Genomic DNA, 12,310 nt, shown 5'->3' on the forward strand with positions numbered 1-12,310 from the left:
AGTCCCCGGCCGGCTGCGGCGCCCGCCCAGCCGGCCGGGGTTTCCTCGCGCTGCACGTCGTTTCTTCTGCTGATACTGTGATTCACGACAAGAGACAAGGACCCTGCGCCATGGCCACCGATCTGCAGACGCTCGCGACGGACGCGGGCACCCGGTTCATCCTCGCGCTGTTCGTCGACCTGCGCGGAAAGCCCTGCGCCAAGCTGGTTCCCGTCGAAGCGGTCGATCAGCTCGCCACCGAGGGCGTCGGCTTCGCGGGCTACGCCGTGGGCGCCATGGGGCAGGAACCCAAGGATCCCGACCTGATGGCGATGCCGGATCCGTCGTCCTTCACGCCCATCCCCTTCGTCAAGGAGGGACTCGCCATCGTGCACTGCGATCCGCACGTCGAGGGGTCGCCCTGGCCGTATGCGCCGCGCATCATCCTCAAGTCGCTGATCGCCGCGGCCGCCGACGCGGGCTTCGAGCCGTGGGTCGGGGCGGAGGTCGAGTACTTCCTGCTCAGGCGGGAGGCCGACGGCAGCCTCGGTACCGCCGACGCCGACGACACCGCCAGCCAGCCGTGCTACGACGCCCGCGGCGTCACCCGGATGTACGACCACCTCACCACCGTCTCCGCGGCGATGAACGCCCTCGGCTGGTCCAACTACGCCAACGACCACGAGGACGGCAACGGACAGTTCGAGCAGAACTTCCAGTTCGCCGACGCACTCACCACCGCCGACCGCGTCGTCACCCTGCGCTACCTGCTCTCGGTCCTGGCCGCCGAACGCGGCATGATCGCCACCTTCATGCCCAAGCCGTTCAGCGATCGCACCGGAAGTGGCCTGCACCTGCACCTCTCGCTGACCAGCGCCGGCACCCCGGTGTTCCCCGACGACACCGACGAGCGCGGTTTGGGGCTGTCGCCGACGGCGTACGCCTTCGTCGGCGGCATCCTCGACCATGCCTGCGCGCTGCAGGCGCTGATCGGGCCGACGGTCAACTCCTACAAGCGGACCGGCGCGCTCACCACGGCGTCCGGCGCGTCGTGGGCGCCGCGGACGCCGACCTACGGCGGCAACGACCGCACGCACTACGTCCGCATCCCCGACGATCAGCGCATCGAGCTGCGCGGCGGCGACGGCTCGGCCAACCCCTACCTCGCCATCGCCGCGGCCCTGGGCGCCGGCATCGACGGCATCAAGCGCAGCCTCGATCCCGGCGCACTCGGCGGCGGTTCCGGCCGCACGCTGCCCCCGACGCTGCTGCACGCCGTCGAGGAACTCGAACTCGACCCCGTCATCGCCGGCGTCCTCGACACCCGCGGCGACGGCGTCTGCCGCTACTTCGCCGACCTCAAGCGCCGCGAGTTCTTCGACTACCACAGCGCCGTCAGCGCCTGGGAGGTCGAGCAGTACCTCACCGCCTTCTAACCGCCTTCTAGCGATTTCGGCGCGCCAACCGTCGCTGGGGCACGGATAGCGCGCCGAAATCACCACGAGAGGAGCACCACCCACCATGTGCGGCATCATCGGGTTGCACCTGCGCAACCCGGACCTCCACCCCCGCCTCGGCGAGCTGCTCACCGGCATGCTGTGCGAGATGTCGGACCGGGGCAGCGATTCCGCCGGCGTGGCGGTCTACGGCGACCCGTCCTGGTCGCCCGCCGGGCACGCGGGCGTGTCGGTGCTCCAGACGTCGGCGACCACCGCCGACGTCGAGTCGACGCTCACCGCGCACCTCGGCACCGCGGTGAGCGCCCGCGACCTCGGCGACACCCGGCTGATCACCGCGGCGGTGGGCGCCGAGGCGCTGCGCGCGGCCGTCGCGGCCGCATATCCCGACGACCTCATCGCCGGGTTCGGCACCGACGTCACCGTGCTCAAGGGCGTCGGGCAACCGCGGACGCTCGCCGCGTCGTGGGACCTTGCCTCGGCCCAGGGCTGGCAGGGCGTCGGGCACACCCGCATGGCGACCGAGTCCGCAGTGACGCCGTCGGGCGCCCATCCCTACGCCGTCGGGCCCGATCAGTGCCTGGTGCACAACGGCTCGTTCGCCAACCACGCGACCATCCGCCGCGACCTGCGCGCCGCCGGCGTGCACTTCGACAGCGAGAACGACACCGAGGTCGGCGCCCGCTTCGTCGCCGACCAGCTCGCCCGCGGCCGCGACGTCGAGACCGCGCTCAAGGAACTGTGCGCCACGTTCGACGGCTTCTACACGCTGCTGGTCTCCAATACCGACTCCTTCGCCGTCGTGCGCGACGCCATCGCCTGCAAGCCCGCCGTCATCGCCGAGACGGCCGACTGGGTGGCCATGGCCAGCGAGTACCGCGCCCTGGCCGGCCTGCCCGGCGTCGAGCGGGCCGCCATTTGGGAGCCCGAGCCCGAGGTGGTGTACGCATGGGCGCGCTGACACCCACCGAATTCGACCTGCGCAGCATGCCGCTGCGCGACGTCAACGCGGCACTGCACCGCCCGGATCTGCACGGCGAGTTCGTCATTCGGCATCCCGCCGGTGCGCACAACGTCGCGGTCGGTCTGAACGCCCCCGTCACGGTGACCGTCGACGGGCACGTCGGCTACTACGCCGCGGGCATGAACCAGCAGGCCGACGTCACCATCGACGGCAACGCCGGCACGGGCGTCGGCGAGAACATGATGAGCGGCACCGTCTGGGTGCGTGGCAACGCCTCGCAGTCCGCCGGTGCCACCGCCCACGGCGGGCTGCTCGTCATCGAGGGCAATGCCGCTGCGCGGTGCGGCATCTCGATGAAGGGCGTCGACATCGTGGTCGGCGGCGACATCGGCCACATGAGCGCCTTCATGGCCCAGGCCGGCACCCTGGTGGTGCGCGGCAACGCCGGTGAGGCGCTGGGCGATTCGCTGTACGAGGCGCGGCTCTACGTCCGCGGCGACGTCGCCTCGCTGGGTGCGGACTGCGTGGCCAAGCCCATGCGCGACGAGCACCACGAGGAACTCGCCCGACTGCTCAAGGCGGCAGGCTACGGCGACGACGACACGTCCGCCTACACCCGCTACGGCTCCGCCCGCACGCTCTACCACTTCCACGTCGACAACGCAGCGAGCTACTGATGACACACGACCGCGCCGCCCTGCGCGAATCCGCCACCTTCGACCGCGCCACGATCGCCGGCATCCAGCGTGCCGCCGAGACCGGCATCTACGACATCCGCGGCTGGGGCGCCAAACGCAGCCTGCCGCACTTCGACGACCTGCTGTTCCTGGGGGCGTCGATGTCGCGCTACCCGCTCGAGGGCTACCGCGAGCGCTGCGACACCGACGTGGTGCTGGGTGCCCGGCACGCGAAACACCCGCTGCACCTCGACATCCCGGTGACGATCGCCGGCATGAGCTTCGGCGCGCTGTCCGGCCCGGCCAAGGAGGCGCTCGGCCGCGGCGCCAGCGAGGCCGGCACCTCGACCACCACCGGCGACGGCGGCATGACGCCCGAGGAGCGCGGCCAGAGCAAGCATCTTGTCTACCAGTACCTGCCGTCGCGGTATGGCATGAACCCCGACGACCTGCGCAAGGCCGACGCCATCGAGGTGGTGCTCGGCCAGGGCGCCAAGCCCGGCGGCGGCGGGATGTTGCTGGGACAGAAGATCTCCGACCGCGTCGCCGGGATGCGGACGCTCCCGGCCGGCATCGACCAGCGGTCGGCCTGCCGGCACCCGGACTGGACCGGTCCGGACGACCTCACCATCAAGATCAACGAACTGCGTGAGATCACCGACTGGGAGAAGCCGATCTACGTCAAGGTCGGCGCCACCCGCACCTACTACGACGTCAAGCTCGCCGTGCACGCCGGCGCCGACGTCGTGGTGGTCGACGGCATGCAGGGCGGCACGGCCGCCACCCAGGAGGTGTTCATCGAACACGTCGGCGTGCCGACGCTCGCCGCGGTGCCGCAGGCCGTGCGGGCGCTCGCCGAACTGGGCGTGCACCGCAGGGACGGTGGCGAGGGCGTGCAGCTCATCGTGTCCGGCGGCATCCGCACCGGCGCCGACGTCGCCAAGGCGATGGCACTGGGCGCCGACGCCGTCGCGATCGGCACCGCGGCGCTGATCGCCCTGGGCGACAACCATCCGCGCTACGCCGCGGAGTACGAGAAGCTCGGTAGCGCAGCGGGTTTCTACGACGACTTCCAGGACGGCCGCGATCCCGCCGGCATCAGCACCCAGGATCCGGAACTCGCGGCGCGTTTCGATCCGGCCGAGGGCGGCCGGCGGCTGGCCAACTACCTGCGGGTGTTGACGATGGAGGCGCAGACCATCGCCCGCGCCTGCGGCAAGGCCCACCTGCGCCACCTCGAACCCGAGGATCTGGTGGCGGTGTCCATCGAGGCGGCCGCCATGGCGCGGGTGCCGCTGGCCGGTACGGACTGGATCCCGGGGACGTGAGCACGGCGACCGCCGACGTCGTCGTCGTGGGCGGCGGGCTCGAGGGCGCCGCGGCGGCGTGGGCACTGAGCCGGCGGGGCGTCACCGACGTCGTCGTCGCCGAGCGGCACACCGTCGGCTCCGGCATGACCGGCAAGTCGAGCGGCATCGTGCGCTGCCACTACGGCATCAGCTCGCTGGCCGCGATGGCCGCCTACGGGCTGGAGGTCTTCGAGAACCCCCGGGATTTCCTGGGAGAGGACGCATCCGACATCGGCTTTCGGCAGAGCGGCTACGTCGTGGGCGTCGGGCAGGCGAACGTCGACGCCATGCGGCAGAGCATGGCCGCGCAGCGCCGCGTCGGCGTTCGGACCGAGGAGATCGACGCCGCCGAGGTCGCCCGCCTGTGGCCGTCCGCGGACCTCACGCCGTTCGCCGCGTTCGGCTGGGAGGCCCGCGGCGGGTACGGCGACGCCTACCGGACCGCGCAGGCGTTCGCAGCCGCCGCACGCGCCGCGGGGGTGCGTGTGCGCCAGGGCTGTCCGGTGGCCGGGTTGCTCGTCGACGGCGACCGCGTCACCGGTGTGCGACTCGGCGACGGCAGCGAGATCCTCGCGCCCACGGTCGTCGTCGCGACCGGGGTGTGGACCGCGCCGTTCCTCGCGCCCTACGGCGTCGACGTCCCGATCCGGGTGCACCGCGAGCAGATCGTCATGGTGAAGCCGGGCGCCGACGTGACGGGGGCGCCGGTGTTCTCCGATCTGGTGTCGCTGCAGTACATCCGGCCCGAACCGAACGGCGAACTGCTGTTCGGCAACTCCGACCTGGTGTCGCTCGATATCGCCGACCCGGACCGCTACTCCAATCGCGCCGACGAGGCGTTCGTCGACCTGACCGTCGACAAGATCGGCACCCGCTTCCCGGGCCTCACCGACGCGGCGATCGCGAGCAGCTACGCCGGCTGCTACGACGTGACACCGGACTGGAACCCGGTGATCTCGACGACCGGCCTCGACGGGCTCATCGTGGCGGCCGGCTTCAGCGGCCACGGCTTCAAGATCGCGCCGGCGGTGGGACGGCTGGTCGCCGACCTGGTGATCGACGGCGACAGCAGCGACCCGAACGTCCCGGCGAGCGACTTCCGGCTGTCCCGCTTCGCCGAGGGCGACCTGCTCACCACGCCCTACCCGTACGTCGGTGCGGGCGAGATGCGCTAGACAGTCACACGTGAGTGCCCCCGACGATCACGCCCCGCTGCTGCGCAACCGGTCCGGCAGCGCCCGCGACCGGCTGCCCGAACAGCCGGTCGACGAGCTGGAGATCGAGGCGGCCATCGGGCAGAACGTGCGCGCGCTGCGCCAGCAGCACGGCCTGACGGTCGCGGACATGGCGACGCGCGTCGGCATCTCCAAGGCCATGCTGAGCAAGATTGAGAACGCCCAGACGTCGTGCAGCCTCTCGACGCTGGCGCTGCTGGCCAAGGGCTTCGACGTCCCGGTGACCAGCCTGTTCCGCGGCGCGGACGTCGAACGGCCCGCCGCCTACGTCAAGGCAGGCACCGGCGCCCGCATCGTGCGCGAAGGCACCCGCGAGGGCCACGAGTACCAGCTGCTCGGGTCGCTGCGCGGTGAGCACAAGCGGCTGGAGTGCCTGCACGTCACGCTGTCGGAGAAGAGTTCGACCTACCCGCTCTTCCAGCACCCCGGCACGGAGTTCCTCTTCATGCTCGAGGGCGTCATGGACTACGGCCACAGCAGGCAGGTGTACCGCCTGGAGCCCGGCGACTCGCTGCAGCTCGACGGCGAGGGCGCGCACGGCCCCGTCGACCTCGTCGAGGTCCCCATCCGCTTCCTGTCGGTCATCGCCTTTCCCGACGCGCAGGTCTGAGGCGTCCGACGCGCGTTTTGCCCTCCGGCGGGGCGGGAGTAAGGTCGACGCCGTGCAGCGTGTGCTCCTCCTCGGACGCCGCGACGGGGTCTGACTCAGACTGGCTCTCCGTCGCGGGTGTTCGCGATGCGCCGGTCTGACGATCAACCAGACGAACCCGGAGCCCTTCTCATGACCACCACTTCCGAGTCGCCCGACTCGTTCACCTCCGCCCGCGCCATCTCCACCCCCGCCGGGCCGCCCCACCCCGACCAGCCCGCCTGGAACACCCAGCGTGCGACGCAGATGCCGGTCGGCCGGTACCGCAGCTTCGCCGACGAGGTCGAGCCGATCCGCCTGCCCGACCGCACCTGGCCGGACACCGTCATCGCCACCGCCCCGATGTGGTGCGCGGTGGACCTGCGCGACGGCAACCAGGCGCTGATCGACCCGATGAGCCCGCAGCGCAAGCGCCGCATGTTCGACCTGCTGGTCCGCATGGGCTACAAGGAGATCGAGGTCGGCTTCCCCTCGGCCAGCCAGACCGACTTCGACTTCGTCCGCGAGATCATCACCGAGGGCGCCATCCCCGACGACGTCACCATCCAGGTGCTGACGCAGTGCCGGCCGGAGCTGATCGAACGCACCTTCGTCGCGTGCGAGGGCGCCCCGCGCGTCATCGTGCACTTCTACAACTCGACGTCGATCCTGCAGCGCCGGGTCGTGTTCAAGGCCGACCGCGAGGCGGTCAAGAAGATCGCCACCGACGGCGCCCGGATGTGCGTCGCGGAGGCGAAGAAGTACCCCGACACCGCGTGGCGCTTCGAGTACTCCCCGGAGTCCTACACCGGCACCGAGCTGGAGTACGCCGTCGACGTCTGCAATGCGGTCGCCGCGATCGTCGAGCCCACCCCCGAGGTACCGCTGATCGTCAACCTGCCCGCCACCGTGGAGATGGCGACGCCCAACGTGTACGCCGACTCGATCGAGTGGATGCACCGGCACCTGACGCCGCGCGATGCGATCATCCTGAGCCTGCACCCGCACAACGACCGCGGAACAGCCGTCGCCGCAGCCGAATTGGGCTATGCCGCGGGTGCCGACCGGATCGAGGGCTGCCTGTTCGGCAACGGCGAGCGCACCGGCAACGTGTGCCTGGTGACGCTGGGTCTGAACCTGTTCACCCGCGGCGTCGACCCGCAGATCGACTTCTCGAACATCGACGAGATCCGCCGCACGGTCGAGTACTGCAACCAGCTGCCGGTGCACGAGCGTCACCCCTACGGCGGCGACCTGGTCTACACGGCGTTCTCCGGTAGCCACCAAGACGCCATCAACAAGGGCCTGGACGCGATGAAGGTCGACGCCGACGCCGCGGATGCCGACGTCGACGACATCCTGTGGCAGGTGCCCTACCTGCCGATCGACCCGAAGGACGTCGGCCGCACCTACGAGGCCGTGATCCGGGTGAACTCGCAGTCCGGCAAGGGCGGCGTCGCCTACATCATGAAGGCCGACCACGGGCTGGCGCTGCCGCGGCGGCTGCAGATCGAGTTCAGCCAGGCCATCCAGAAGATCACCGACGGCGAGGGCGGCGAGGTGTCGCCCAAGGAGATGTGGGACGTCTTCGCCGAGGAGTACCTGTCCCCGATCCGGCCGCTGGAGCGCATCCGCCAGCGCGTCGATGCCGCGGAGGTCGACGGCGGCACCGACACGATCACCGCGGTGGTCAAGGTGGATGGCGAGGAGCGCGAGATCGTCGGCGCGGGCAACGGCCCGCTGGCCGCGTTCTGCGACGCGCTGGGCGCCGTGGGCTACGACGTCTCGGTGCTGGACTACTCCGAGCACGCCCTCTCGGCGGGCGAGGAGGCTCAGGCGGCGGCGTACGTCGAGGCGTCCATCGGCGGCACCACCGTGTGGGGCGTCGGCATCGCCACGTCGATCACCACCGCCTCGCTGCGGGCCGTGGTTTCCGCGGTGAACCGCGCCGCCCGTAGCTAGGACCTCAGAACAGGGCCATCTGGTCGCCGGTGGCCGTGGCGTCGACGAACCGTTCGACCTCGCGGCCACCGACGACGCGGTCCAGCCGCACCATGAACTCCTCGTCGCCGAGCAGCGGGATGCCGAGTTCGCCGGCCTGGAAGCCCTTGCCCTGCTCCGGGGCGACCTCGTTGCACAGCACCACCGAGGTCTGCCGGTCGACGGTCTCGGTGAACGCCAGCCCGGCGTGCAGCATCCGCTCGATCAGTTCCTCGTAGGTGTGCGCCACCTCGTGCGACAGCGCCACCCGCATGCCCTGCACCAGCGGCCGGCCCGGCACGAACCGGCCCGGGTTCTGGAACGGGCACGCCAGCCGCGCGGCGGTCGACTTGAGCGGCAGCAGTTCGTCGTGCGTGACGCGGCCGTTGGGCCACGTGCGCCGCGACACCGACCGCACCGGCAGCCACGCGCCGCGCTCGTGGGCACCGGCCAGCGCGGGCTTGAGCAGCTGCGCCAGCACCAGCGCGTCGTCGAGCGCGTCGTGCGGCTTCAGCTGCGTGACGCCGAAGTGCGTCGCCAGCGTCTCCAGCCGCAGGTTCTCGGTGCCCAGGCGCAGCCGGCGAGCCAGCTCGACGGTGCACATCACCGAGTCGACCGGCAGCACCGCGTCGACCAGTTCCGCCTCGGCGGCCAGGAACGCGTAGTCGAAGCCCACGTTGTGCGCGACGAGCGTGCGGCCCCGCAGGATGTCGCTGAGCGGCGCGACGACGTCGGCGAAGGTGGGCTGCCCGGCGAGCATCTCCGCCGTCAGGCCGTGCACGTGGGTCGGTCCGGGGTCGCAGCCCGGGTTCAGCAGGCTCGCGAAGCTGGTCTCGACGTTGCCGTCGTCGCCGAGCGCCAGGGCGGCCACGCTGACGACGCGGGCCTGACCGGGGCGGAAGCCGGACGTCTCGACGTCGACCACGGCCCAGCCCGCACCGGTCTCGGTGACCGGTCGACCCCAGCAGTGGCTCACGAATTCGAGAATGTCACGGCGGCCCGACAAGCCCCGGACGGTGACGCCGCGTGTCGCGCCACCGCTCGCCGCTTCCTACACTCACGGGCGATGAGGACGAACCCGCGATGAGCCGCGCACCCGACGCACGGGCCCGCTCGCTGACCCCGCGCGGCCGCCTCGCGCTGGGCGCGGGCGCGGCGGCCCGGTGGGCGTCGCGGGTCAGCGGCCGCGGCGCGGGCGCGATGATCGGCGGCCTGGTCGCGATGACGCTCGACCGGTCGATCCTCGGCCAGCTCGGCCGTGACCGCCGGTCGGTGGTCGTGACCGGCACGAACGGCAAGTCGACGACCACCAGGATGACCGCCGCCGCGCTCGCGACGCTGGGCCCGGTGGCCACCAACGCCGAGGGCGCGAACATGGACGCCGGCCTGATCGCCGCGCTGGCCGCCGCCCGCACCGCGCGCCTGGCGGCCCTCGAGGTCGACGAGATGCACGTGCCGCACGTGTCCGACGCCGTCGACCCCGCCGTGGTCGTCCTGCTGAACCTGTCGCGCGACCAGCTCGACCGGGTGGGTGAGATCAACCACATCGAGCGGACGCTGCGCGCCGGGCTGGCGCGGCACCCCGACACCCTCGTCGTCGCCAACTGCGACGACGTCCTGATGACCTCGGCGGCGTACGACAGCCCGCGCGTCGTGTGGGTCGCCGCGGGCGGCGGGTGGGCCAACGACTCGGTGAGCTGCCCGCGCAGCGGTGAGGTGATCGTGCGCGACGGCGCGGACTGGCACTCCACCGGCGCGGACTTCCGGCGCCCGGAGCCGCAGTGGTGGTTCGACGACACCCACGTCCACGGCCCGGACGGGCTGACGCTGCCGATGGCGCTGGCCCTGCCGGGCACCGTGAACCGCGGCAATGCGACGCAGGCGATCGCGGCGGCGGTGACGCTGGGCGCCGACCCCGAGGCCGCCGTGCGGGCCGTCGAGGGCGTTGACGAGGTCGCCGGGCGGTACACCACGGTGCGGCTCGGCACCCACACCGTGCGCCTGCTGCTGGCCAAGAACCCCGCCGGCTGGCAGGAGGCGCTGTCGATGGTCGACACCGCCGCCGGGTCGGTGGTGATCGCGGTCAACGGTCAGGTCCCCGACGGCGAGGACCTGTCGTGGCTGTGGGACGTGAACTTCGAGCACTTCGTCGACGAGCAGGTGGTGGCTGCCGGCGAGCGCGGCACCGACCTCGCGGTGCGCCTGGGCTACGCCGGCGTCGCGCACACGCTGGTCCACGACACGGTCGCCGCGATCGAGTCCTGCCCGCCGGGGCACGTCGAGGTGGTCGCGAACTACACGGCGTTCCTGGCGCTCAACCGCGTGCTGGCGCGGGGACGGGAGCAGCGTGTCTGAGTCCACGGTCCGCATCGGGCTGGTGCTGCCCGACGTGATGGGCACCTACGGCGACGGCGGCAACGCGGTGGTGCTGCGGCAGCGACTGCGGCTGCGCGGCATCGACGCCGAGATCGTCGAGACCACGCTCGCAGACCCGGTCCCGGCCGAACTGGACCTGTACACGCTCGGCGGCGCGGAGGACTTCGCCCAGCGCCTGGCGACCCGGCACCTGCAGCGCCACCCCGGACTGCAGCAGGCCGCGGCGCGCGGTGCGCCGGTGCTGGCGATCTGCGCCGCGATCCAGGTGCTCGGGCACTGGTACGAGACCTCGGCGGGCGAACGCGTCGACGGGGTCGGCCTGCTCGACGTCACCACGTCGCCGCAGCCCACCAGGACCATCGGCGAGGTGGTGTCGCAACCGCTGCTCCCCGGGGTCACCCAACGGCTCACCGGCTTCGAGAATCACCGCGGCGGAACGGTTCTCGGACCCGACGCCGCGCCGCTGGCCACCGTCGTCACCGGTGCCGGCAACCGCGAGGGCGACGGCATCGACGGCGCCGTGCAGGGCAGCGTGGTCGCGACGTACCTGCACGGGCCGTGCCTGGCCCGCAACCCGGAGCTGGCCGACCACCTGTTGAGCCGGGTGGTCGGCGAGCTGCCGCCGCTGGACCTCGCCGAGGTCGACCAGTTGCGTCGCGAGCGGCTGGTCGCCCCGCGCCGCGCCTAGCTCGCCGGCCGGGTGGGAGCGGGGGTCTCGGACTCCAGTGCGCCCTCGGTGACGGCCTCGCCGCGCTTCTCGTCGCTGTAGACCATCAGCGTCGAGCCGACCAGTGCCAGCACCATGCCGATCCCGCCGTAGGGCGACGGCAGCGTCTGGTAGGCCACCAGCGAGACGATGATCGTCAGCGTCGGCGCGAGCGCGTTGGTCGTGGGGGCGACGATGCTCGCCTTGCCGCGGCTGAGCGCCATCACCAGGAACAGCGCGCCGACGGCGTTGAGCAACTGGGTGCCTGCGGTCAACGCCGGTGCCTGCCAACCGAATCCGGTCGGGATGCCGCCCATCATCACGATGGCGACGGGGATCAGCAGCAGCGCGGTGATCACCATCCAGCCGAACGTCGTCGCGTCGTTGACGCCGATCGTCGCGGCCTTGCGCATGAAGTAGGCCTGCACGCCCCAGGCGGCGCACACGACGATGGCGAGGATCAGCCACGGGCCCGACGCCCCGTCGGAGCTGCCGCTGCTGATGCTGAACAGCACGATCGCGGCGAGGGCGGCGATGAGGCCCACCGTCGCCAGCGGCGAGATGCGTTCGCGCAGCAGCGCCATGGCCATCAGCACGGTGATCGCCGGCGAGATCGACACGATCGGGAAGATCAGATAGGCCGGTCCCATGGTGAGCGCCTGGAACAGCACCAGCTGCCCACCGGCACCGGTGAGCCCGATGATGAGACCGTAGATCGTCGCCTGCGGCCGGCGGTCGAAGCGCTGGCCGCGCAGCACGAACGCGGCGGGGATGATCATGGTCAGCGCCCAGATGCTGTAGATCATCTCGTCGGGATAGCCGTACCAGTTGGCGGGCAGCGCCGAGAAGGCGCCCCAGACGCCCCAGAACAGGATGAGCAGCGCGGCGTAGAAGATCCAGCTGCGTGAGCGCGTGACGGACGGTGTTGCCGTCGCATCGATTTGGGACTCGGACAAGGC

General features: G+C 71.5%; 11 protein-coding genes. 9 read left to right on the forward strand and 2 right to left on the reverse strand.

The features are described from left to right. Window positions 1-110: 110 nt before the first annotated feature. The 7 genes from glnT (at window position 111) to leuA (ending at window position 8,251) form a co-directional block, all read left to right on the forward strand. A complete protein-coding gene (gene glnT, locus FZ046_RS03875; RefSeq protein WP_070353339.1) occupies window positions 111-1,415 on the forward strand; it encodes a type III glutamate--ammonia ligase in 1,305 nt (434 codons plus the stop codon). 85 nt (window positions 1,416-1,500) lie between these two features. After that, on the forward strand, window positions 1,501-2,397 hold the full coding sequence (locus FZ046_RS03880; protein WP_070353338.1) for a class II glutamine amidotransferase domain-containing protein: 897 nt from the start codon (window positions 1,501-1,503) through the stop codon (window positions 2,395-2,397). Further along, window positions 2,385-3,077, forward strand: coding sequence for a GltB/FmdC/FwdC-like GXGXG domain-containing protein (locus FZ046_RS03885; protein ID WP_070353337.1), 693 nt, complete (start codon window positions 2,385-2,387; stop codon window positions 3,075-3,077). Before FZ046_RS03880 ends, FZ046_RS03885 begins: the two co-directional genes overlap by 13 nt. Then, a complete protein-coding gene (locus FZ046_RS03890) occupies window positions 3,077-4,405 on the forward strand; it encodes an FMN-binding glutamate synthase family protein (protein ID WP_070353336.1) in 1,329 nt (442 codons plus the stop codon). The genes FZ046_RS03885 and FZ046_RS03890 overlap by 1 nt, the downstream gene beginning before the upstream one ends. Next, window positions 4,402-5,601: an NAD(P)/FAD-dependent oxidoreductase gene (locus FZ046_RS03895; protein ID WP_070353335.1), complete on the forward strand. Its 1,200-nt coding sequence runs from the start codon at window positions 4,402-4,404 to the stop codon at window positions 5,599-5,601. The genes FZ046_RS03890 and FZ046_RS03895 overlap by 4 nt, the downstream gene beginning before the upstream one ends. Before the next feature lie 10 nt (window positions 5,602-5,611). After that, on the forward strand, window positions 5,612-6,271 hold the full coding sequence (locus tag FZ046_RS03900; protein WP_070353334.1) for a type II toxin-antitoxin system RelB family anti-toxin: 660 nt from the start codon (window positions 5,612-5,614) through the stop codon (window positions 6,269-6,271). Between the two features lie 171 nt (window positions 6,272-6,442). Continuing rightward, on the forward strand, window positions 6,443-8,251 hold the full coding sequence (gene leuA, locus FZ046_RS03905; protein ID WP_070353333.1) for a 2-isopropylmalate synthase: 1,809 nt from the start codon (window positions 6,443-6,445) through the stop codon (window positions 8,249-8,251). Window positions 8,252-8,255: 4 nt separating this feature from the next. On the opposite strand, the gene FZ046_RS03910 is transcribed toward leuA, so the two are convergent. Then, complete coding sequence (locus FZ046_RS03910) at window positions 8,256-9,245, reverse strand: DEDDh family exonuclease (protein WP_070353379.1); 990 nt, start codon at window positions 9,243-9,245, stop codon at window positions 8,256-8,258. A gap of 107 nt (window positions 9,246-9,352) precedes the next feature. Here FZ046_RS03910 and FZ046_RS03915 point away from each other — a divergent pair, with 107 nt between their 5' ends. Then, the gene (locus tag FZ046_RS03915; protein WP_070353332.1) at window positions 9,353-10,624 is read left to right on the forward strand and encodes a Mur ligase family protein; all 1,272 of its coding nucleotides are present in this window, start codon (window positions 9,353-9,355) and stop codon (window positions 10,622-10,624) included. After that, a complete protein-coding gene (locus FZ046_RS03920) occupies window positions 10,617-11,333 on the forward strand; it encodes a type 1 glutamine amidotransferase (RefSeq protein ID WP_070353331.1) in 717 nt (238 codons plus the stop codon). Before FZ046_RS03915 ends, FZ046_RS03920 begins: the two co-directional genes overlap by 8 nt. Here the strand turns inward: FZ046_RS03920 and FZ046_RS03925 are convergent. Continuing rightward, the gene (locus tag FZ046_RS03925; protein WP_070353378.1) at window positions 11,330-12,307 is read right to left on the reverse strand and encodes a DMT family transporter; all 978 of its coding nucleotides are present in this window, start codon (window positions 12,305-12,307) and stop codon (window positions 11,330-11,332) included. The two genes, FZ046_RS03920 and FZ046_RS03925, sit on opposite strands and share 4 nt — an antisense overlap. Between the last annotated feature and the right edge of the window lie 3 nt (window positions 12,308-12,310).

The sequence above is a fragment of the Mycolicibacterium grossiae genome (assembly GCF_008329645.1).
In the GTDB taxonomy this organism is placed as follows: domain Bacteria; phylum Actinomycetota; class Actinomycetes; order Mycobacteriales; family Mycobacteriaceae; genus Mycobacterium; species Mycobacterium grossiae.